Annotated in this window: 19 protein-coding genes and 1 pseudogene; 8 read left to right on the top strand and 12 right to left on the bottom strand. The window is 52.8% G+C overall.

The window, feature by feature from the left end:
- Positions 1-211: 211 nt before the first annotated feature.
- The 5 genes from DTHIO_RS16550 to DTHIO_RS16525 form a co-directional block, all read right to left on the bottom strand.
- Positions 212-1,828, bottom strand: a complete 1,617-nt coding sequence (locus DTHIO_RS16550) for an FmdE family protein (RefSeq protein WP_008871410.1) — start codon at positions 1,826-1,828, stop codon at positions 212-214.
- A 35-nt stretch (positions 1,829-1,863) separates the two neighbouring features.
- Positions 1,864-2,490: a hypothetical protein gene (locus tag DTHIO_RS16545; protein ID WP_008871409.1), complete on the bottom strand. Its 627-nt coding sequence runs from the start codon at positions 2,488-2,490 to the stop codon at positions 1,864-1,866.
- A 127-nt stretch (positions 2,491-2,617) separates the two neighbouring features.
- Entirely contained in the window at positions 2,618-3,805 is a 1,188-nt protein-coding gene (locus DTHIO_RS16540) for a sulfite exporter TauE/SafE family protein (RefSeq protein ID WP_008871408.1), read from the bottom strand.
- Positions 3,806-3,839: 34 nt separating this feature from the next.
- Positions 3,840-4,355, bottom strand: a complete 516-nt coding sequence (locus DTHIO_RS16535) for a 4Fe-4S dicluster domain-containing protein (protein ID WP_008871407.1) — start codon at positions 4,353-4,355, stop codon at positions 3,840-3,842.
- A 639-nt stretch (positions 4,356-4,994) separates the two neighbouring features.
- Positions 4,995-5,624, bottom strand: a complete 630-nt coding sequence (locus tag DTHIO_RS16525; protein ID WP_161598696.1) for a 4Fe-4S binding protein — start codon at positions 5,622-5,624, stop codon at positions 4,995-4,997.
- A 403-nt stretch (positions 5,625-6,027) separates the two neighbouring features.
- Here DTHIO_RS16525 and DTHIO_RS16520 point away from each other — a divergent pair, with 403 nt between their 5' ends.
- On the top strand, positions 6,028-8,112 hold the full coding sequence (locus tag DTHIO_RS16520; RefSeq protein ID WP_008871405.1) for a molybdopterin-dependent oxidoreductase: 2,085 nt from the start codon (positions 6,028-6,030) through the stop codon (positions 8,110-8,112).
- 185 nt (positions 8,113-8,297) lie between these two features.
- On the opposite strand, the pseudogene DTHIO_RS16515 reads toward DTHIO_RS16520, so the two are convergent.
- Positions 8,298-8,399: pseudogene (locus DTHIO_RS16515) on the bottom strand (desulfoferrodoxin FeS4 iron-binding domain-containing protein); the annotation flags it as partial.
- A 151-nt stretch (positions 8,400-8,550) separates the two neighbouring features.
- On the opposite strand from DTHIO_RS16515, the gene DTHIO_RS16510 reads away from it, so the two are divergent.
- On the top strand, positions 8,551-10,215 hold the full coding sequence (locus DTHIO_RS16510; RefSeq protein ID WP_008871403.1) for an ABC1 kinase family protein: 1,665 nt from the start codon (positions 8,551-8,553) through the stop codon (positions 10,213-10,215).
- A 28-nt stretch (positions 10,216-10,243) separates the two neighbouring features.
- Here DTHIO_RS16510 and DTHIO_RS16505 read toward each other — a convergent pair whose 3' ends face one another.
- Positions 10,244-11,167, bottom strand: a complete 924-nt coding sequence (locus DTHIO_RS16505; RefSeq protein WP_008871402.1) for a 4Fe-4S binding protein — start codon at positions 11,165-11,167, stop codon at positions 10,244-10,246.
- A gap of 171 nt (positions 11,168-11,338) precedes the next feature.
- Here DTHIO_RS16505 and DTHIO_RS16500 point away from each other — a divergent pair, with 171 nt between their 5' ends.
- From DTHIO_RS16500 to DTHIO_RS16490, 3 genes are read left to right on the top strand one after another with little or no spacing between them, the layout of a single operon-like run.
- The gene (locus DTHIO_RS16500; protein WP_008871401.1) at positions 11,339-11,545 is read left to right on the top strand and encodes a hypothetical protein; all 207 of its coding nucleotides are present in this window, start codon (positions 11,339-11,341) and stop codon (positions 11,543-11,545) included.
- Positions 11,546-11,603: 58 nt separating this feature from the next.
- Positions 11,604-12,230, top strand: a complete 627-nt coding sequence (locus tag DTHIO_RS16495; protein WP_008871400.1) for an alpha/beta hydrolase family protein — start codon at positions 11,604-11,606, stop codon at positions 12,228-12,230.
- Positions 12,202-12,948 carry a class I SAM-dependent methyltransferase gene (locus DTHIO_RS16490; protein WP_008871399.1) on the top strand — a complete coding sequence of 249 codons (747 nt, stop codon included), beginning with the start codon at positions 12,202-12,204 and terminating at the stop codon, positions 12,946-12,948. Before DTHIO_RS16495 ends, DTHIO_RS16490 begins: the two co-directional genes overlap by 29 nt.
- 15 nt (positions 12,949-12,963) lie before the next feature.
- Here DTHIO_RS16490 and bioB read toward each other — a convergent pair whose 3' ends face one another.
- The 4 genes from bioB to bioA form a co-directional block, all read right to left on the bottom strand.
- A complete protein-coding gene (gene bioB, locus DTHIO_RS16485) occupies positions 12,964-13,932 on the bottom strand; it encodes a biotin synthase BioB (protein ID WP_008871398.1) in 969 nt (322 codons plus the stop codon).
- Between the two features lie 3 nt (positions 13,933-13,935).
- The gene (bioD, locus tag DTHIO_RS16480; protein WP_008871397.1) at positions 13,936-14,553 is read right to left on the bottom strand and encodes a dethiobiotin synthase; all 618 of its coding nucleotides are present in this window, start codon (positions 14,551-14,553) and stop codon (positions 13,936-13,938) included.
- 11 nt (positions 14,554-14,564) lie between these two features.
- Complete coding sequence (locus DTHIO_RS16475; RefSeq protein WP_008871396.1) at positions 14,565-15,185, bottom strand: LysM peptidoglycan-binding domain-containing protein; 621 nt, start codon at positions 15,183-15,185, stop codon at positions 14,565-14,567.
- An 80-nt stretch (positions 15,186-15,265) separates the two neighbouring features.
- Positions 15,266-16,552 carry an adenosylmethionine--8-amino-7-oxononanoate transaminase gene (gene bioA, locus DTHIO_RS16470; protein ID WP_008871395.1) on the bottom strand — a complete coding sequence of 429 codons (1,287 nt, stop codon included), beginning with the start codon at positions 16,550-16,552 and terminating at the stop codon, positions 15,266-15,268.
- A 244-nt stretch (positions 16,553-16,796) separates the two neighbouring features.
- Here bioA and DTHIO_RS22750 point away from each other — a divergent pair, with 244 nt between their 5' ends.
- Positions 16,797-16,928 carry a hypothetical protein gene (locus DTHIO_RS22750; protein WP_008871394.1) on the top strand — a complete coding sequence of 44 codons (132 nt, stop codon included), beginning with the start codon at positions 16,797-16,799 and terminating at the stop codon, positions 16,926-16,928.
- A gap of 492 nt (positions 16,929-17,420) precedes the next feature.
- Complete coding sequence (gene cooS / locus DTHIO_RS16460) at positions 17,421-19,295, top strand: anaerobic carbon-monoxide dehydrogenase catalytic subunit (RefSeq protein ID WP_008871393.1); 1,875 nt, start codon at positions 17,421-17,423, stop codon at positions 19,293-19,295.
- Between the two features lie 26 nt (positions 19,296-19,321).
- Here the strand turns inward: cooS and DTHIO_RS16455 are convergent, their stop codons facing one another.
- Positions 19,322-19,696: a flagellar basal body rod C-terminal domain-containing protein gene (locus DTHIO_RS16455; RefSeq protein ID WP_008871392.1), complete on the bottom strand. Its 375-nt coding sequence runs from the start codon at positions 19,694-19,696 to the stop codon at positions 19,322-19,324.
- Between the two features lie 603 nt (positions 19,697-20,299).
- Between DTHIO_RS16455 and DTHIO_RS16450 the strand changes: the two genes are divergently transcribed.
- Complete coding sequence (locus DTHIO_RS16450; RefSeq protein ID WP_008871391.1) at positions 20,300-21,607, top strand: GAF domain-containing sensor histidine kinase; 1,308 nt, start codon at positions 20,300-20,302, stop codon at positions 21,605-21,607.

The raw sequence follows: 21,607 nt of genomic DNA, 5'->3' as shown, positions 1-21,607 counted from the left end.
GACCCACTTGAGCATCATTTTGTGCTTAAAATATCTCATTTTTTGGGACAAGTGGGTCCCGGAAGAGCCAGTCCCCATGCCACATGCAAAGCGCTAAACAGATACCAGCCCAGTTATCTGTTATTAGGTATGAGGTAAGATGAAGGCAGGTTGAAGACTGCACTTCCGGATAACAAATAACTATTAACCATTAACTATCAACAGGCAACAACTACTTCCCAAAGGGACACTTGGGATATGTGCAGGACTTGCAGGCCAGGCACAGGGATCCGTCCGCCATCTGGGCCAGGTCCAGACGGGTTATTTTTAAGCCGGCCAGAAGCCTCGGCAGCAGCAGATCAAAGCTGGTGGTCTTGAAATAAAGTGCACAGGCCGGCACTCCAATGACCGGTACAGAATCAATCCAGCAGAGCATGGTCATGGCTCCGGGCAGGATGGGGGCTCCGTAGAGCATTTCACTGGCCCCTGCCTCCTGAATGGCTTTGCGGGTGACATCGTCAGGGTCAACAGAAAGTCCGGCCGTGGTTATGATCATATCGCAGCCGGAATCCAGAAGCCGGGTAAGGCAGGATTTTATCTCTTCTTTGTCATCTGGGCAGATTATAGACCTGTTTACCTCCGAGCCAAGTTTTTGCACCTTGTCCTTTATGATGGGCTCGAAGCGGTCCTGGATAATACCCTCGAAAACCTCTGTCCCGGTGATGAGCAGCCCCACCTTTTTTTGCATAAGCGGCAGGACTTTGAAAAGCGGCCCCTGGTTCAGTACCTGCATGGCCTTATTGAAGTTAGATCTGGGAAGGTACAGGGGTATGGCCCTGGTACCTGCGATGACAGAACCTTTTTTCACCAGCATATAGCTCTGACGGCTGGCGCACATGACCTGGGGCACCAGGTTGAAAGCCAGAAGATTGTCTTTCTGGGCCACAAGCAGGCCGTCCCGGCCCGCCTTGAGATTGACCCGGCCTTCTCTGGGAGGCAGGCCAAGCTCCACTCCTTCACCGGCCATGGCCCGGGCAAAACTTTCGGCTGCCTCGTCCTCATGTACCCAGTCCTTATCGCTGGGCGCAGCTTCGGTGTAGAGGTTCTGCCTGCCGATCTGCTGCAGGCGGCAGATATCAGAGAAATTTATTTCCTGTCCGCGTTTGATGACCACGCCCTTGGATTTGCCGGGCTCTATGCCGGTCATATCGTGCGCGGCCTTCTGCCCCACGGCCTCATGTACGGACACCTGCTCCAGTTCCGGCTCCTGCATATCCTCGCCTTCTGATATATAGGGGCTGTCCCCGTGGCATCCCCTGCAGGCCGCGCCGTCATCTGCAGGATATGGCTCATTGCATATGGGGCAGACTGCAATGCTGGACATTTTTTTGCGGGTAAGCTGATCCATGTCCACCTGCATGGGCCTGGCGGTAAGTATGTCCCGGCCGGCAGTTCTTATCTGATGCATGAGCCGTTCAAAATCCTGTTCCTGTTTGGGCTTGAGTTTCAGAATCCAGCCTTTTATTTCGTCCCATTTCTCAAGTTTTACAGGATCCACGAATACCCGCACCCCCTGTCCTGTATACTTGTCGTAGAAGGTCAGGGCGTAGCGTCCCAGGTTGACTATTTTCAGCCAGCTGTTGCCCACTGTGCATAAAGTCAGGAGCTGAACCGCATCGGGCAGGCACTTGGGGGTTTCCACCACGGCGTCAAAGATGGTGTCCGGGGGCAGGGCATCCCTGGCCATATCCACCATGATCCCGCCTACTATTATACCCGGGGCCGGGCTGCCGTGAAAATTTCGAACCACCTCCAGAAATTCTTCGAACTCATAACCGCCGATACGCATTCTTGTCTCCCCTGTTGTAACTATTGATTTGCTGTTTATGATTTGCTGCTGTCCCAGAATCTTTCGGGTATCCTGCCCTCTTTTTCCACTTCGTGCATACTTATCATTTCTTCCTGCCCTGTTTCACCGGGCTTTAGACCGGGCTCAGCCGGTGTATCCGGCATTTTCTTTTTGATTTGCGCCCAGAATATGCGGCACAGGATATACATGGGGATGAGAACCGCGGCAAAGCCCACGCTCTGGCCCAGAACAGGCAGAGGGAAAAGCAGTGCAAACTCGATGTGGCCGAACCGGGTATTCATCCAGCCCAGGGCAAAGGGGACCGGCCATAGAACGGCTGCCCCCATGGTGAGCATATTGAAGAAGTATTTGCCAAAGGCCTCGTTGGCTTCCTTGTTGCAAGCCCGGTAGTTTTCCTTGTCCTTGAGCAGAAGCGCCTTGACCGAGAGGTTGTGCATTCTGACCATGTTGGACCGGAACCGTCGGATATGGTTGCGGTTGATCCAGGATCCGATGCGGAAAGTTATTTCCCCGGCGAACACACACCAAAGGCAGAGGACAAAAGTGCCGAAGAAGAAGCCGTTGACCGGGTTTTCAAACCACCTGTAGGGGGCGATGAGCACCAGGTCCAGCATGATTATCAAGTGATCCCACCAGTTCATAAGGTATCCGTTGTTTGAAAAACTATCGCAGAAGCAGCGGCAAAAAGCAAGCAGGGCGGCTTTAACCCGGTTAAAGCCGCCCTGGATTGTCAAGTCACTTTAGACTGCAGGTTTAGGGCCTGGTCAATCAGCCGGCACCGGCCAGGAATTCATGGATCTGGGTGCCGGTGATGCCCATGATGATGTAGTTGATGCCCACGTAAAAGGCCAGGACGATGAATATCCTGGTGAGGACCTTTTCCGGAATATACTGCGAAGTGCGCGGTCCTATCATGGAGCCGATGAATATGCCCACCAGCTGAGTCCCGATAAGAGACCAGTGAACCAGCACGCCTGCAGCCAGGTAGCTCAGGATAGCGGTGATCATGCCCACGAGCACGGCCAGGGCCGAAGTCCCTGCGGCCAGGTACATGGGCAGTCCGGCCACGGCAGTGATAAAGGGCACCAGCATGAAGCCACCGCCCACACCCAGAAATGCGGCAATGGCTGCGATGACAAAGCCGCCCAGTATGGGGAACAGGGGGTTAAAAGAGAATTCCACCCCATAAAAGGCAAAACTGATCTTTTTGGGGTTAAAGGAGGTCATTTTCACCCCGAGCTCGGAAGTGTCAATGGCTTCGCCGCTTCTCTTGCGTTTCATGGTTTCTTCAAAGGCCTGGGCTGCTTCTTTGGCCTTTTTCTTGCTTTTCTGTCCCCTGGGGGTGGTCTGGTAGAACATCCAGCAGCCCAGGGCCAGAACAAAGATGCCGAAGAGAGAGATGTAGTCTTCGAAGGAGATACGCCCGGCGGTCAGGGTGGGCACCAGATAGCTGCCCAGGATGGAGCCTATGGCCAGGGCAATGCCCACCGGAATAACCAGCCGGCCCAGCTTCCAGTAGTTGAGGGTGGAGACCAGGGCGCTGAAGCCCACCATAAACTGGTTGGATACCCGGATGGAGTCTGTAACAGCGGTATTTATGGCTGCAGATTTACCTTCGAACTTGTCTGCATAGGCCCCCAGTCCATAGATGGATATGTGACCTATGCCTGCGGCAATTCCGCCAAAAGCTCCGACTGTGGAAAAAATCCAGCCAACCACGATGGCCCAGATAAAGGCGATAAACAGATTGATCTGCGGCGCACCGGGTATGCCCAGATACCCTTCCGGGTCGTCTTTGTCCAGATGTCCTGATTCGTGGGCACTCTGGATGGCTTCTTCCAGGAGATGAGGATCTTCGATGATTTCCTCAACATCTACATCCGCAAAAGCCATGCCCTGCAGAGCCAGAAACAGGGCCAGTGAAAAAAGGCAGGCAAGGAAAAATTTTTTGTGCATGGGTCCCTCCTAAAAGTAATAGATTGGAAAATACTTATTTTTTGTCCTGTCTGGATAACAGAACACGACTTGCAAAGCTCTCCCTGGTTCTGGCCGAAGCCTGGTTGGGATCAATGAAGCTCAGGGCGTGGGCAGTACAGGCTGTAACACAGGCCGGTTTCTCTCCCCGGTCTATGCGGTCGCTGCAGTAGTCGCACTTCATGATTCGCCCATTGGTCTCGTCCCACTGCGGAATATCCCAGGGACAGGACATTATGCAGGCCTTGCAGCCCACGCAAAGTTCCTCCTGGACCATGACTATGCCGTCCTTGTCCCGCTTGTACAAAGCACCTGTGGGGCAGGCATGCACGCACCAGGGGGTTTCACAGTGAAAACAGGGCAGAAAAAGATTCAGATACCTGGGCTTTTCCTTTCTCTTGACCGGGCCGATGGTCACCAGCTGGCCCAGCCTGGCTCCCTCGGGAACCCTGTTTTTGGCTTTGCAGTGCACTTCGCAGGCTTTGCAGCTGATGCACCTTTTACCGTTGATCTTGATGAGATAGCTGCTCATGTCTTGACCTCCTTAAGTATGGCCTGATTGAAATTGTATCTTTAAGCATCCCGGATGCCCGCCTGTAAGCGCTTTTATAACGAACCACCCCGGCCTCTCCTTAACCAGGGAGGGGGGTAGACTGTGGTGTACGTATAAAATGACAAACTGATAGCAACATAAGTGAAATAATTAAGGTTGAGATTGAGTTTGAAGCTTCCTGCAGGGTCTGGTAAAAGCTGTTGCGTATTTTTGAAAATGCATATCTTTTTATCCGGATTTAATGTTAAATAGCTTTTAACATTCTCGTGTCACTGATAGGTTCAGATGCTTGCACATGGCAACAGTGTGCTGAAAATAACAATCTTTTTTTGGAGATTTTTTTGCAATTATCTTGTATAACTGTATTTTTATTTTTTGCATGTCTTCCTGGAGTGTGTCTGATTTATCCTGTGTCAGGTAATTAATGATCATGTTCACATGAATTATGTCTACCATTGCCTTTATTCACGGCCAGTAACCATTCAGGGGGATGCCTAAACCGGCCCGGGGACAGTCCCCGCGACACCTTTCCCGCACAAATACCAAAATTACAGACGCGAAGTTTTGTGAATCTGCACAGTTAGTACTTAGCGGGGACAGTCCCCGGCCTAGTGCCAGTTATAAACACCGAAGACCCCCTGAATGGTTATCACGGCCATTGTCCTGAACTCTGCTTCCTTCAGCCGGCCTGCTTTTATCCCTGGCCCTGTACTCGAGCCTGGCCAGCAGGTCGTATTTGAATTCGTTGCGGGTGTATCCGGCAAGATAGATGTTGCTGGAGAAGGCCAGTGCCCCGGCTGGACAGGTCTCCACACACAGACCGCACAGGCTGCAGTAGTTGTAGTTCAGCTTGAAAGATGTGGGGCTGCGCCTGGCAATCCCCGGCAGGGCCCTGGCTTTGGGCATGGGAATGAGAAAATGCCCCTGGTCATGGTCAGGAGGCTTGCCGGTCTTTTTTGGAGCAAGGTGAGGTCTTTTGTGAGAGACCTTGATGGAAATGCAGGCCCCGGGGCAGATTCTGACGCATGCACCGCAGCCGATGCATCTGGAGGCCCCCGGGTCTTCCGCGGATGGAACCAGTTCCACATGGCCTCGGTATCCTTCCAGGGAAGGTACAACCTGCCGCGGATAATGAACAGTAACGGGAGGACGGAAAAAATTGACAGACGTGACCTTGAGTCCTACGCCCAGGCTCCACAGTCCTTTGATAGTTTTTCTGATAGTGCTGAAAAACATGGCTTCCATCATTGTTGTCAGGTTAGCAGGCGGTACCAGAAGGCAGTGCATCATCAGATGTAATGCAGTATCTTCCTGTACCCTCAGAGGAAAAACATACTTATTGTGTAGGAATATTGTTCTTGCAGTATAACTCATTACATTTTCTTTGTAAAACAGTTTTCTTGCAAGTCTGCATGTCCTGAAAAGTACAAGCTGCGTGTTCTGAATAATCACATGAGTTTTGTAATTTAAAATATCTATTTAGACATCATTTTTTACGGATATGCTTATCCATATCAGCTGTTGTTTTACCTGTCATCAGGCTTTGGTGCTGTTCTGGATGGGAGAGAATGTGTTTTTTTTCTCGAAATACTTTTTTGCTTGTCATAAATCCTGGTGTTTGCTACTGACAATAAAAAGCTTGGAGGATAATATGACTGACAACAAAGTTTACAGTGTATGCGGCATGTGTACGGTCAGGTGCCCCATAGAAGTGGAAGTGCATGGGGACCAGCTCAAGTTCATACAGGGCAATCCCCACTCTGCCCTCAAGGGCGCCCTGTGTGCCCGCGGCGGAGCAGGTGCCGGGCTTATCAACGATCCGGACCGCATCCGTCACCCCCTGATCCGTACGGGCAAGCGCGGAGAAGGACAGTGGCGCAAGGCATCCTGGGATGAAGCACTGGATTATGTGGCGGACAAGCTTGGGGGGATAATTCAGGAGCATGGCGGGCGCTCTTTATTGTGGTCAGACCGGGGAGGGCCTTTCCGTGATCTGCATCAGGCATTCGTACGCGGTCTTGGTTCGCCCAACTACAGCAACCACGACGCTTCCTGCGCTCGCAATGTGCAGCACGCGGCCATGTCGGTCATGGGTTACGGCCGCAAGGGGGTGGCTTATGATCTTAAAAACGCAAAACATGTTGTGCTGCAAACACGCAATATCCTGGAAGCAATCAATGTAAAAGAAGTCAACGACCTTCTGGATGCCGTGGACAACGGCTGCAAGGTCACGGTCATAGATGTGCGGGCCACCAAGACCGCGGGCAAGGCGGACCGTTTTCTCATGATCAGGCCCGGAACAGATTATGCCTTTAATCTGGCTGTCATCAACGAGCTCATCAACAAGAACCTTTATGATGCAGACTATGTGCACAGCTTTGTGCAGGATTTTGATCAGCTGCGCAATTTTGTCCAGGACTATACTCCGGAATGGGCCGAGAAAAAGACAGGCATCAAGGCCAGGGAGATCCGCGACTTTGTGGTGGACCTGGTCAAGGCCATGCCTTCCGTAGTCTGGCATCCCGGCTGGAATACCGCAAGATATACCGATTCTTTCTATGTCTCCAGGACCATATATATTATCAATGCATTGCTTGGCAGCATCGGGGTCAAGGGCGGCCTGCCCTTCATGGCCAAACCCGGGGACTGCGGCAGCAAGGGCCTCAAGGCCCTGGCATCCCTTTATCCCAAGCCCGAAGATGAGCGGGCTGACGGGGTAGGCACCAGGTATGGACATTTTGATCCGGGTCCAGGGCTTTTGCATTTGGGCTTTCAGGCCATAGAAAAGCAGGATCCATATCCGGTAAAGGCCTACATAGCTTACCGGCACGATCCATTCATGGCCTTTCCCGACCCCGAGGCCCTGAAGAAGATTACGGACAACCTGGACCTCATGGTATCGGTTACTTTCTCCTGGTCAGCCACGGCCTGGAATTCCGACGTGGTCCTGCCCTTGTCTCCATATCTGGAGCGCGAAAGCATCATAGCCGCTAAAAACGGCCTTAAGCCGCATTTCTTTGTGCGCCACAGGGCACTGCCGCCCAAGTACGACACCCGGGCCGACTGGGAGATACTCTGCGGCCTGTCCCAGAAAATGGGTCTGGATAAGCTGGCTTTTGAATCCATCGAAGACATCTGGCGCTACCAGCTTGCGGATACCGGGGTAAAACCTGAGGACTTCAAGGCCACCGGCATGGTATCTCTAACTGACAAGCCCATCTATTTTCCCAGGGAGCAGTTCAAGTTCAAGACCGCCTCGGGAAAAATTGAAATAATCGCCCCCAAATGGGAAGAGGCAGGCATTCCTTCTCTTAAGCCGTATGAGGACAAACAGGCTCCCAAGAAGGGCTGGTTCAGGATCACCTTCGGTCGCTGCGGCGTACATACCCAGGGTCATACCCAGAATAATCCAATCCTGCATGAGCAGATGCCCGAGAACGAACTCTGGATCAACGACAAAAAAGCCGCGGAAATGGGCATAAGCAACAATGACTTAGTCAAGGTCAGCGGCTCCAACGGTTATTCAGGCAAGATCAAGGCTTATGTGACGGAATTTATGCATCCGGACGCGGTATTCATGGTCCACGGCTTCGGAAGTGACGTCCCGGCGGAAACCAGGGCCAGAAACAAGGGAGTTGCCGACCACCGGCTCATGAAAGGCGGCCTGGACATCTGGGATCCTGCCGGAGGTGCAGTGGCCCTGCAGGAACATTTTGTAAAGGTGGAAAAGGCATAATTTGTGAATTTTGAATTCAGGGATTTAGGGATTCAGGGATTGTGGGGTTGAGGGATTGAGGTTGCGGGGTGGCCCGCGGCAGATTTTAAAGCCAAAAATAAGTAAGCGGCCGCATTCTGGAGAGCATATCCAGGATGCGGCCGTTTTTTTGTGCCGGTTTTATGCTGTCTGTATTACTGTTTGACCATGGGCTGGCCGCAACAGACCAGTTCGCCGCCTCCGGCTTCCTTGACTTCAACAACATTGCCGCAGATTTCGCACTTGTAGATTTCTCCAGTTTCGGGCATGACTTTCCTCCGTCATAAGTTGATGGTTTGATTGATAATCCGCATGAATGACCAATATCTGCACAGCTATACTGCTGTGAGATCAGTCAGTATTATAAACCATTGTCGCCATCCGGGCAAGACCTGCAAAAAAATTATTAAGGAGAGTTGTATGGACATCAGATCAATTGCACATCTTGGACGTTTCCGGGAGATTATCACCACCCTGGCAAAATACGGGTTCCACGACATAGTGGAGCGCCTGGAGATACCGGGGCTCAAGTATCTGAAGAAAGTCAAGCCAAAGCATGAGGACCTGCACACCTGGGAGCGGGTGCGCAAGATACTGGAGGAGCTTGGACCTACGTTTATAAAGCTTGGCCAGATCCTTTCCCAGCGGGCGGATATCGTTCCCGAAGGGCTGATGAAGGAGCTCAGCAAACTGCAGGATGATGTGCATGCCGAAGACTTTGAGGACATAAAAAAGGTCCTGGAAAAAAACTACGCAGCACCTCTGGATGATATCTTTTCGGAAATAGATCCTTTGCCCCTGGCTGCAGCCTCCATGGCCCAGGTGCACCGGGCCCGGCTAAGAGAAAACGGCCGGGAAGTGGCCCTGAAGGTTCAGCGTCCGGGCATTGAAGAGACCATTAAAAATGATCTGGAGATACTGGAGAAAATCGCTGTGCAGCTGGACGGGCGTATGGAGTATTTCAAAGTCTACAACCTGCCGCAACTGGTGCGGCGTATCAAGAAGCTCATTTTTTCCGAACTCAACTTCACCTACGAGCTGCGCAATATGCAGGTGGCTGCGGCTCAGATGAAGAATGAGCAAAGGCTCAGGGTTCCGGATACATTTCCGGAGCTAAGCACCTCGCAGGTGCTGGTCATGGAGCTTTGCAAGGGCACGCAGATGAAGAACGTAGATATTGCCGGGCTTACAGGCAGGGAAGAACTGGCAAAAAGCGCTTTGCACTTCACCCTGCGCCAGGTGCTGGGCCAGGGTTTTTTTCATGCCGATCCCCATCCAGGCAACATCCTTGTGGACGACGAGGAAAACCTGATCATCCTGGACTGGGGCATGGTGGGCAGACTCACCCCCAAGGTGCGCCATGATCTCATAGACCTCATCGCGGCTATAGTGGAAAACGATGTGGACGAGGTTACCGAGCTTCTGCTCAACTTTACCTCGGGCACGGAAAACATCAATATGGATGCCCTGCAGGGGGAGGTGCTGGAAATCGTCAGCCACTTCACCCGCATGCCGCTTAAGGAGATCAACCTGGGCCGGCTTTTGATGGAGTTGACCACTGCCCTGCGGGAGCACGGCAGGGTGCTGACATCGGATCTTTCCATAATGATCAAGTCCCTGATAACCGCTGAGCAGACGGCCAAGATGCTCTACCCGGACCTGGATGTAGTGGGGGAGGCCGAACCCATTCTGCGCAGTATAGGTAAGGAGCGCTTCAAGCCGGACAATCTGCTCAAGGGACTGTACAAAAACTTCAGATACCTGCTCAGGTTTCAGTACCAGCTGCCCAGGCAGGCCATGGATATCATCAGCAAGCTGGACCAGGGACAACTGGCCATCCGCTTTCGGCATGAAAACCTGGAAGGCATGCAGACCACCATGGAAACAGTGGTCAACAGGCTGGTGGCGGGCATAATTGCCGCGGCCCTTTTTCTGGGGGCGAGCATGATTTTTGTCGCGGATACAGGCCCCATGCTGTGGGGGCACCCTCTGCTGGGCACTCTGGGATACGCTGTGGCCACAGTCCTGTGCCTGAATCTTGTGGTGACCATGCTTCGTTCCAGGAGACGGCGGTTTAGGAAATGATTGAACTGAAGTTGTGGTTTCCTGTATGTTATGGGCGGCCATGTAGCAGGCTGTTCACCTCCAGGGGCGGGCTTTTGTCCTTTTGTCGTTTGAGTTTAAGTCCCTGCACGGGACACCTGCTCACGCACACTCCGCAGCCCATGCACAGGTCCTGTGAGACCACGGGGCCTTCCCTGGACATGGCGATGGCTTGAAAAGGACATGCCTGGGCGCATTCGCCGCACTTGATGCACAGCTCCTGGTCCGCATCTGCTGCGTAACCTGATGAGGCCAGCATGGGCACACCGTTTCTGTGCGCCTGCATGGCCCCGCAGCAGCAGGAGCAGCAGTTGCAGATGGCGTAGAACCTGCCCAGCATGGCATCCTTGAAAAAGGCATGCTGCACGTGTCCCCTGGCGTGTTCCTGCTCCAGTATCCGGCAGGCCTCATCAGAGGTGATTCTTCGGGCCTTGCCGGGATGGTGCTCCAGGATGAAGCCTGCAAAGGGCTCGCCTATTATGAGACAGACCTGCAAAGGCTCGCAGGGATGCGGACTGGAGGCCCTGCAGGGGCACTTAAGGGCCACTATGTGCCCTGGGTTTTTAAGTACGATGCGCCTGGCCCGGTCGTAGGGAATGACCTGTTCCAGATTTCCCAGGTCCACGCTTTTGTTGATCTGTACCAGTCTTTTGGCCTCCTGGACAGGCAAGACTTTACCGTGATAGCCGTGGGCGAATTTTATTCTGGCTCTGGCCCTGGCCCGTGAGTCATTGGCGCGCAGAAGCACCCGGACAGAACGGAGAACTTTGCCGGCAGGCCCGGACAAAGGGTGCCTGCCCGTGGCCAGGGAAATATAAAAATACGGCCAGCGGCCGTATATATATCCGTGCAGCCTGGAAGAAAGAGAGTCATCCGCATCCCGGGACGCCTCGGTAAAAAAAGCTCTGGTGGAAGGTCTAATCCATCTGGTCAATCTGCTGGTCCTCCGGGTAAGAAGTTAAGCTTTTTTAAGCAGCTTGTTGCGTAACGAGTAAATAGCAATAGTTGACAAAAAAATAAATCAGGCAAAAAAGAGCTTGATTTTTTTTGCAATTTTGTTTAGCAGTTGCCAAGTTTAGTCATACAACATAACCTGTGGTAAGATATGAAAAAAATCATCTGCATTACCGTCATATACCTGTTTCTCCTGGCTGCGCCCCTGAACTCCTCGGAGTTTGCCATGCCCATGCCCACCGGATCGGCAGCCCAGCTTCAGAGCATTGAAACCCAGGACACCAGGGGGCTGGCGGACAATCTTTCCTTTATCTCCGCAGGAGTGGTCAACACCCTTATGGGCATGCTCGGGGAGTGATTTTCTGCCTGGCTTTCTGCATGCCCATGTTCCACTGGACCATCTTTAACCAGAACCCATGGCAAAAAGGGTACTTTTCATCTCGGGCTGGGCCGGATATCCTGAGCTTTTCCCGCATCTCGGCACCCATTCTTTTTTTGTCCTTCCTTTCGTCTCTCACAGTCAGAGCGACATAAAAAAACTTCTGCGCTCCCATGCATGGGATATTGTCCTGGCCTGGTCCCTGGGGGCCAGCCTGTGTCTGCAATGCCTTGGATCAATAAGTACCAGACATCTGGTTCTGATAGCTCCCTTTCTGGATTTTACCCGGCACACCCCGGTTAACGGCATTCAGGACATGTTAAATGGTCTGGGCAAAAATCCTGAAACCACTGTGCGCTGGTTCTGGCGCAGATGCGGGATAAAATCTGCACCCCGGGTCAGGCGTGGTGATGTAGAAGGACTTGCAAGGGGACTTGAATACCTTATGCAGCCAGGACCTGAACACGTCCAACACCGGGAAATGAAATTTCCTGCAACCCTTATCCACGCAAACCAGGATAAAATTGTTCCCAGGCAGGCTTTACTCGAGGTGCATGCGGCCCTGGGCCAGGGAAGACCGGTTTATACTCCCGGCGGACATTTTATTGCTGAAGAAAGAATATGGCAAATTATCCATGAGCAGACAGGTACAAAAATATTTTGACCGGGCTGCAGATACATACCTGGAAGAGGCCGTGATCCAGGAGGAGGCGGCCGGGCAATGCGCCGGGAACATACCCCGGGGATACTACCCCAGGGTCCTGGAAATAGGAGCCGGAGGGGGGCTTCTTACCCGGCACTGCCTGGAAAGAATCCGGGCCGGTATATATCTGGCCATGGATGTTTCTTTTTCCATGCTGGGGCTTTTGCCCCGGGACAGTGTTGTCCCTGTTCAGGGGGATGGGGAGACTCCGCCCTTGAGGGAGGGATCACTTGATCTGCTCGTAAGTTCCTCGGTGATGCAGTGGTATGCAGGAGGGGGGCAAAGTATTGCCCGCAGCTTAAGGCTCTTGTGCCCGGGCGGATTTTTCTCCCTGTCTTTTTTTGTGGCCGGAACTTTCCGGCAAATGAAACATATAAGCTCCATGTCGGGCTTTGGCTCAGTCTATCCTCTGCCCCGGGTCCGGGAATGTATGGCTGCCATGGCCAGATCCGGGACAGAATATACGTCCCGGGTTGAAAACTATACAGTCTATTATGATTCAGTGCAGGGATTTTTAAAGAGCCACAAGGGCACCGGGGCCGGGTACACTGGCAGGAGGCCGGTGTTCGGCAGGCAGTGTTATCGAAATTTCTGCCGCATGTACCTGGAAACATATGGTGAAGGCGGCCGGATCCCTGTGGATTACCGGGTGCTTTATATCCGGGGGCAAAAGAAATGAGTCAGTGAGAGGTTGTCAGGCGGGTTCCAGACCCATGTCCGTGATCATCTGCATATCCTCTGCAACTCCTCTGCCCTGACGGGTAAGATAATTGCCTGTCATTAGCCCGCTGGCCCCGGCCATGAAGATCAGGGGGTGGAGTTCTCCCAGGTTTTCCAGCCTTCCGCCGCAGACGATGATTTCATGCCTGGGGAGCATGTAACGCAGCATGCAGATGATTTTGAGGCACCGCAGGGGAGTTAACTGGTCATTATTTTCCAGTGGTGTGCCGGGTATGGGAACCAGGAAATTTACCGGCACTGCGTCCACATCAAGCTCTCTTAGAGTCAGAGCCAGTTCCAGGACGTGTGCGTCACTCTCCCCCAGGCCGAATACAGCTCCGCTGCAGACAGACAGCCCGGTCTGTCTGGCCAGGCGCACCGTTTCAGTTCTCTGGGAGTAGTCGTGAGTGGTGCAGATGCTGGGGAAGAATCCAGGAGCGGTTTCCAGGTTGTGATGATAGCGGGTCAGGCCGGCATCTTTTAGTTCCTGGAGTTCTTGTTGCTTCAGCACTCCAAGGGAGGCGCAGGGGCTTATGCCCTGAGATGCAAGCTCTCTTGTCACCCGACAGACCTGTTGCACCTCTTCTGCCTCAAGCCCCTTGCCTGAGGTGACCAGGGAAAACCGGTTCACCCCCTGGGCAGACATGTTGCGTCCTTCAAGGCTCATCTGTCCCGGGTTTTTCAGGGGATAGCTGTTTATACTGGTGTTGTGGTGGGCTGACTGGGCGCAAAAGGCACAATCCTCGGAGCATTTGCCGGACTTGGCATTGGTTATGGCGCAGACCCTGATTTTATTTGCGCAGAAGTTGCGTCGTAAGAGCTCGGCCCCGGGGAAAAGTCTGTGTGTTTCCTCATAGGGCAGTTCAAGGAGTGTTTTCTGCTCCGAGTCTGCAAGCATGTTGCCCTGGGCTGTTTTCAGGGCCAGGTCCAGGAAGTACTGCATATTTTATCCAAAGTATTCCGCAAATTTTGATTTAAGCAGCTGTGGAGTGATTTCCGGCATGGTCTGCACCTGAGCCAGGACCGGTGTTCTGCCGAAATATTCGATGGCCTGAACATGGTCCATATTGGGCTCGCCGTTTAAAATAACCCCCAGAATCTTCACGCCGTAACAGCCCAGGGCGTTTATGGTCAACAGGGTATGGTTAATCACCCCCAGTCTGTTGGGGGCGACTATGAGCACCGGAACAGCCAGAGACCGGACCCAGTCCAAGATGAGCAGGTCATTATTCAGGGGAACCATAATCCCGCCGGCACCTTCGATGACGAGAGTGCCTTGTGCATCAGGTATGTGCAGTCTTTGGGGGTCGATAAAAACACCATCCCGCTCTGCAGCAAGGTGGGGCGAAAGGGGCTGCCTTAGTGTGTAGGCCTCGGGGATGATTTTTACCCGGTCAAGCCCTGCCCACAGGGCAACCTGCTGGCTGTCCAGGCCCTGGTCTGATCCGCTTTGCACCGGCTTCCAGTAATAAGCCTCAAGCCCGGCAGCCAGCAGGGCGCTGATGACAGTCTTGCCCACTCCGGTATCAGTGCCGGTTACAAAAAAACACCGCGGGAAAAGCAAATGACTTCGACCTACTGGCTGACCCTGATTTTCTGGCCGGGCTGAATGGGGTCGTCAGGACCAAGGTCATTTAGTTCGCGTATCTCGTCAACAGAAATGTCGTACTCAAGGCTGATGCGAAAAAGGTTCTCTCCGGCCTGCACCTCATGATAGACATACTCCTCGTCAGCTTCGGGCTCAGGCCTTTCTGCCGGTTCCGGTGGCTGCACCGGCTCAGGGTCAGGCCTGACTGGAGGATCTTCTTCCAGTGCGGCCAGTTGCTGGCGCATGTCGTCAATGTTTTCCCGCTGGTCTTCAAGTCTGCGATTTAAATCCCGGGAGGTTTCCCAGATATCGGTAAAGGCCACCTGCCTTTCTTCAGCCTGTTCTTCCAGGATTTGCATACGTTCTTCTAAATTTTGCAGCTTTGAAGAGATTTCCTGTAGTTCTTGAGAAGACACGTCATCTCCGCCCCTGGCGAATATGACCACCAGGATAATAACCAGGGCAATGCCCGCTCCGCCGGCAATGTAGGAAATCAGGTTGTCCGGAGGACGGCCCATCCCGAACTGTTTGCGCCTGGGGTTGCTGTTTTCTTTAGGCTGATCTTCTTCCAGATCATCAAGTTTGTTTATCCAGTTTTTCTTTTCCACGGTATTACCTCTTGTTAATGAGAAAAAGGTTTCAGGCAGTTACAGTTTTTCTAAATATTACAGCCATGGACAGGCAGCAGTCAAGATCCAATGTGTCTGGCAGCCTTGAGCATGGCTGAGGTCAATCTGCTCAGGTCCCCGGACTCTATGATATACGGGGGCATGATGTAAATGAGATTCATAAAAGGCCTGATCCATACCCCATCCTGGACGAACATCTGCTGGATGTCGCCTACAGGGACCTGCCGGTCCAGCTCCAGGACACCAATGGCCCCCAGCACTCTTGCCTGGCGTACTCCGGGAATATTGCCTGCCGTAATCAGTTCGCGCTGCATCTGCTCCTGGATGCGGGCGGTCTTTTCCTGCCAGCCGCTTTCCTGCAGCAGGCGGATGCTGGCCAGGGAAACGCTGCAGGCCAGGGGGTTGGCCATAAAGGTCGGGCCGTGCATGAAAACGCCTGGATCGCCCCTGCAGATGGTTTCGGCGATATGCGTGGTGCAAAGGGTGGCGGCCATGCTCATGTAGCCCCCGGTGAGGGCCTTGCCCAGGCAGATTATGTCCGGGGTGATGCCGGCGTGTTCGCAGGCGAAAAGTCTGCCTGTACGCCCAAAGCCTGTGGCGATTTCATCGGCGATTAAAAGCACCTGGTATTTGCGGCAGAGTTCTCGAACCCGGGCCAGATATTGCGGAGAATACATGCGCATTCCCCCGGCTCCCTGGACTACAGGTTCCAGGATGAACGCGGCCAGTTCCTGGTGATGTGAGGCCATGATCTCTTCCACGGCCTGCAGGTCCTCGGGGGTGCAAGGTCCGTCAAAACCGGATTTTGGGGCCGGGGCAAAAAGATTTTCAGGCAGAAAGCCGGAATACAGGCTGTGCATTCCGTTAAAGGGATCGCAGACGGACATGGCCCCGAAGGTATCCCCGTGGTAGCCGCATCTCAAGGCCAAGAATCTCTTCCTGGACGTATCCCCCCTGGCCTGCCAGTACTGCAGAGCCATTTTCAGGGCCACCTCCACGGATACAGAGCCTGAATCACAGAAAAATACTTTGTCCAGCCCTTCCGGAGTGATGCGGACAAGTTCCCGGGCCAGGTCTATGGCCGGTTCATGGGTAAGACCGCCGAACATGACGTGAGAAGTCTTCTGTGACTGCCCGGCCAGGGCCTTATTGAGCTCTGGGTGGTTGTAGCCGTGGATCACAGCCCACCAGGAGGACATGCCGTCAATGAGCTCCAGGCCGGTGGTAAGCCTTATGCGTACACCACTGGCCGATTCCACAGGATATACCGTTAGAGGATCAATGAGTGAAGTGTACGGATGCCAGATGTGCCCTTGGTCGAACGAAAGCTTTTCTTTCCAGTCCATGTCTGATGGGATTCCTTGTTTGTATTTTATCCTGCAGTTACAGGCATTTTTTAATTCTTTTGCCGTCAGAAGACGGTAACCATTCAGGGGGGGTGCCGGAATCGGCCTGGGGACAGTCCCCGCGACACCTTGCCTTCACAATTACCAAAATTAAAGCGCAAAATTCTGTGATCCTGCACAGACCTACACAGCGAGGGACAGTCCCCAGGCCTTGTGCCAGTAATCAACACCGAGGAGCCCCTGAATGGTTACAGAAGACGACAGCCCATGCAGGGAGTGGATTCATTTTGACCATAAACTTTTGTCTGTCAAGTTTGCCTGTCTTCAGAAGGGCGTAACCATTCAGGGGATGCCTGGTGAATTTGACCTGTCCTGAGTGTTGTAGTAACAATTATTGTATCTAAAAGTGGCTGTTTGATTCATTAGTATCCCTTCAGGGGGCAGGAACCATGCAAAGTTTCCTGCCTGACAGGCCGGTGCCGGTAAAGTCTTTCTGGGGCTCTTTATTTTTTAAAACCGTGTGTGCAAAGCACCTGTGTGAAGCCTGCAGGCTTCCCGTGCCTAAGAAGATTTTTTTGGCACGGGCAGCCGTGGGCTGCACATCCCAGTGAAACCAGCTACGCTGACCCAGCACTCACTTTTTCATTTGATTGCTTGTGATGAAACCGAAATTATTTAAGTGAGTGCTGGGTGTTTCACGGGACAGGCGGGCGACTTTGCCGCTCACTGTTGGGGCGTAAGCCTGAAGGCTTCTGTTGATGATGATTGCTGGCATCTCCTGAATGGCTGCATCCATTAGACGCAGGAAAGAACCGTTACGCTATCAGAGTATTTTTACTTTTTCTTAAAAACATAACTGGAGGAAACCATGCCCAAGAAAAAAAAGAGCATTGAGGAAAAGACCCTTTGGCCGGATGCTGCCAGGATGCTTGACAAGGCTGAAAAGGACGGTGTCGAGACCGCCTGGGACCGTCTGGAACAGCAGACTCCGCACTGTAAGTTCTGCCAGACAGGCCTTACCTGCCGCAACTGTACCATGGGACCGTGTCAGATCAGAAAAAACGCCCCCCTGGGAGTGTGCGGGGCGGACGCTGATGTCATAGTGGCCCGGAATTTCGGCCGTTTTGTTGCCGGAGGTTCCGCAGGTCACTCGGATCACGGCCGGGACTGCATCGAAGCCCTGCATTCCGTGGCCCTGGGCAAGTCCACGGATTACAGCATCAAGGATGAAGCCAAGCTTTTGCGCATTGCCCGTGAGCTGGGTATTGCTGTTGAGGGCAAAGGCGTTTCTGAGGTGGCTTTAGAGCTAAGCGATCTTTTTTTTGCCGACTTCGGCAGCAGGCAGCATGAGGTGTCTTTTTTGGTCCGGGTGCCGGAAAAACGAAAAAAGCTCTGGAATGAACTGGGCATAACACCCAGGGGTGTGGACCGGGAGATTGCCGAGATGATGCACCGCACCCACATGGGCTGCGACAACGACGCCCCCAATCTCATGCTGCACAGCGCGCGTACCTGCCTGGCCGACGGGTGGGCGGGTTCCATGATCGCCACAGAGATCTCGGATATTCTTTTCGGTACCCCGAAGCCCGGTAAAAGTAAGGTGAATCTGGGGGTCATCCAGGAGGACATGGTCAATATCCTGGTGCATGGTCACAACCCCATTGTTTCTGAGAAAGTTCTGGAAGCGGTCAATGATCCGGAAATGATCAGCCTGGCCCGGGAAAAAGGAGCCAAAGGCATCAACCTGGCAGGGCTGTGCTGCACCGGCAACGAGCTCATGATGCGCCAGGGGATTCCCCTGGCCGGCAATCATCTCATGACTGAGCTGGCCATTGTAACCGGGGCGGTGGAGCTTATCGTGGTGGATTATCAGTGCATCATGCCCAGCCTGGTGACTGCAGGCAACTGTTATCATACCAAAATGGTCACCACCGCGGACAAAGCCAGGTTTACAGGGGCCGAGCATGTGCCCTTTGATATGCACAATGCCTCCCACCAGGCCCGCAAGCTGGTGCAGACGGCTGTAGAGGGATTTTCCAGGCGAGACAGTTCCAGGGTGGAGATACCTCAGGGGCCCATGGAAATGATCACCGGGTTTTCCAACGAGGCCATTCTTGAAGCCCTGGGCGGAACCCCGGGGCCGCTCATTGAGGCTATAAAAGCGGGTAAAATCAGGGGCGCGGCGGCAATCGTGGGATGCAACAATCCCAAGTACAGGCAGGATTACGGCAACGTCAACCTGGCCAAAGAGCTTATAAAGCGAGATATCCTGGTGCTGGTTACCGGGTGTGTAACCAGTGCGGTGGGCAAGGCCGGGCTGCTGATGCCTGAGGCTGCAGATGAGGCCGGGGCCGGCCTGCATGAAATATGTAAGGCTCTGGGAGTGCCGCCTGTACTGCACATGGGCAGCTGTGTGGATAACGCCCGGATACTTCAGCTCGCCGGAATCCTGGCCAATGAGCTGGGAGTGGACATTTCTGATCTGCCCCTGGCTGGTTCCTCGCCGGAATGGTATTCGGAAAAGGCGGCAGCCATAGGGACTTATTGCGTGGCCTCAGGCATCTTTACCCATCTGGGGCATCCGCCAAATATCACCGGTTCTGAAACAGTGACCAACCTTGCCCTGTCCGGCCTGGAGAGCCTGGTGGGAGCAAGCTTCGGCATTGAGCCGGATCCTTTCAAGGCTGCTGAAATGATTGACGAGCGCATCACCAGCAAAAGAAAAGGACTGGGTCTGTCCTGATAAATACCGCAAGACCTGAAAGCCTGCTAAGCCTTCATGTCCATTACATGGCCCAGCATATCGCTCTGGGTGCGTGTGGCGGCGGCGCTGGCGGCGTAAGCTGCTTCGTTTTGCTGCATCACGACCAGCTCGGAAATAAGATCGGTGTTGCTGGGCCTTAAAGCCTGTTCCTGAACCCTGGCTGCTTCATCTTCCTGCATCTCCCGGGCATGCTCCAGGGCCTGATCCCGGACCTTTTCCACGCTCAGGGGCCTGACACCCTGGTGCTCCGGGGCTTCCTCCAGAACGACCCGGCTTGGCTCAAAACCCCTGGTGTTTACGTTGGCCACGTTGTGGGCGCTTGCCTGCTGGCGCAGCCCGAAGCTCTGAAAGGCTCCCATGCCGGAAATGCTGTCTACCATAAGATTTCCTTTTCTTTATTTCTTTGCCTTGCTGTGCTTAAATCTTCTCGAATACGCCCTGCTGCTTGCATTTTTTCAATATGTATCTGGGGAATACGAAGTTTTATTTTGGTGCAAACCTACATTGAAGGGTTTTTTGAAAAAATGGTTTGATCTAAAATAAATCCTAGGTTACATTTAAATAGAAGTCAAACTTATAATTAACTCGAATGGGTTAATAGCGTGTCACCCTTGCGGACTGGGAGCCAGCACCATTGAAGATGCCAGCAAATGATCAGGGTCAGCTTCCAAGGCAATAATCCATAAGAAATATTTCGCTAACACTACAGCGAAACTTATAAAATTTTTCAACCTGTCTAAACTGGGGACAGTCCCGCACCTACTTGATTTCTCAGCAAGTTCCAGCAATTTCATGAAATTATTCCCAAGTAGGTGCGGGACAGTCCCCGGAGGTCAATAAATAAGTTTCGCTGTAGTGCTAAGAACTGCCTGGAAATGTCTGAATATAACACTTATATCGTGACAGATCCTAACCTCTTGTTTAATCAGTAAATCCCGTCAGAAGAACAGTCCAGAATCTAAAAATCAGGGTGAGCTGGAACTATGAATAACTGTAGAGGGTCCCCGCAAGAAGATATTGAAGCTGCAGCAATCAGAAGTGCCGTGCGGCTTCTTACTGACATTACTGTCCCTCTGAATGAGAGGCTGGACAAGAGTCTTGATTTTATTCTCAAGAGAATCAAGGCCAGCAAAGGATCCATCATGCTTAAAAGTTCAGAACAGGAAAGTCTGCGGGTGGAAGCCAGCACCAATCACAATATAATTGGCATTGTCCAGGATATTAATCCCGGCTCAATTTCCGGGTATGTTTTTTACAATTCCGTGCCGTTGATGATTGAAGACATAAGCAAAAGCGATATGTTCAAGCCTAGAAACGGCAGGTCCTCGTCCTACAGAACCACTTCTCTTCTCTGCGTCCCTCTTCAGGGGTCACAAAACAATACCATCGGTGTAATCAACTGTTCCGACCGGGACAATGATTCCCCATTCACCTCCCAGGACTTTCAGATGGTCCAGGAATACGCTTCCTGGATTTCCCCGCTGGTAGAAAATTCCTGCCTCATGGACAAAATTCGCGAGGAAAAAGAGCGTTACAAGGCCCTTGTGAGAGAGCTGGAGTTAAAGCAAAGAGAACTCTTGATAGCTCATACCGAGCGTTCCGAGCTGGTGCAGATGGTTGTCCATGATTTCAAGAGCCCGTTGTCAGCGGTGATTTCCAACCTGGATCTTTTAAAATACATGGGAGTGAATCAGAATCAGGACCATGTTGTCCAGACCGCCCGTAACGGAGCGTCAAAACTCTTTGAAATGATCAACGAGTTTCTGGAGGTTGCGCGTCTGGATCAGTGGAGCGAAGAAAACAAGGGAAGGCTTGCACCCGTAGACCTTCTGCCTGTTGTACAGCAGGTTGTCCAGGAGGCCTGGTCTACTCTTGCGTCGAAAAGTCTTGCCCTCACCCTGGATCAAGCCCAGGATATAAAAGTAGTAGCTGACAATATGCTTTTGTCTCACCTGCTGGGCAACCTCATTTCCAATGCTGTAAAATATACCCCTGAAGGCGGGCTTGTAAAGGTCTGGTGGGAAGTGCTGGAGAGCCGGAGATCAGCAGACAAATACAACCGACTGGTAAAGATAGGCGTTCAGGATAATGGTCCGGGGGTCCCGGATGATCTCAAGAATAAGGTTTTCGACCGGTTTACCCGGGCGGAGCGGGACAAAAACATTCAGGGCACCGGGATCGGACTGTTTATCTGCAACCGTATAGCAACAATGCTTGAAGGGCATATCTGGGTAGAAGATGCTCCTGGCGGGGGCAGCATTTTCTGCGTGACCATGTATTCACCTGATTGA

The sequence above is a fragment of the Desulfonatronospira thiodismutans ASO3-1 genome, assembly GCF_000174435.1.
GTDB lineage: Bacteria > Desulfobacterota > Desulfovibrionia > Desulfovibrionales > Desulfonatronovibrionaceae > Desulfonatronospira > Desulfonatronospira thiodismutans.
This window is presented reverse-complemented; position numbering and strand designations above follow the sequence as displayed.